Raw genomic sequence first — 355 nt, 5'->3', positions numbered from 1 at the left:
GGTGTCGTCGGTAAGGGTAATCACCGGGACTGCCGTCACGGTATCAATCGTCATATCCAGCGCAGCGGAGCGCTGAATATTGCCCGCGTCGTCGGTCACCTGCACGGTCACGGTATAGTCACCGTCCGCCAGAGCCGGGGCGGTGAACTGCCAGGTGCCGTCCACCTGCTGGGCGCTGTGGGCCGTGCCGTTAATCAGCACCTGCACGTCGGTCACGTCGGCGTCGATATTGCCCAGCGTAAAGGCCGGCGTGCTGTCGTTGGTGACGTTGTCAGTGCTGCTGCCACCGCTGTCGGACGCATCCACCAGATCGACCGTCGGAACGGACAGGGTGGTGTCGACATTAAAGGTCAGG

The 355-nt window shown here is 62.8% G+C and carries 1 protein-coding gene; it reads right to left on the bottom strand.

Annotation, left to right across the window (positions count from 1 at the left end):
* On the bottom strand, positions 1–355 hold a 355-nt coding region (locus tag ACS603_RS23450; protein WP_474945022.1), incomplete at both ends, for an Ig-like domain-containing protein.

Source organism: Enterobacter sp. Li2LvB3, from assembly GCF_056156645.1.
The sequence above is the reverse complement of the archived record's forward strand: the minus strand, read 5'-3'. Positions and strand labels throughout refer to the sequence as shown.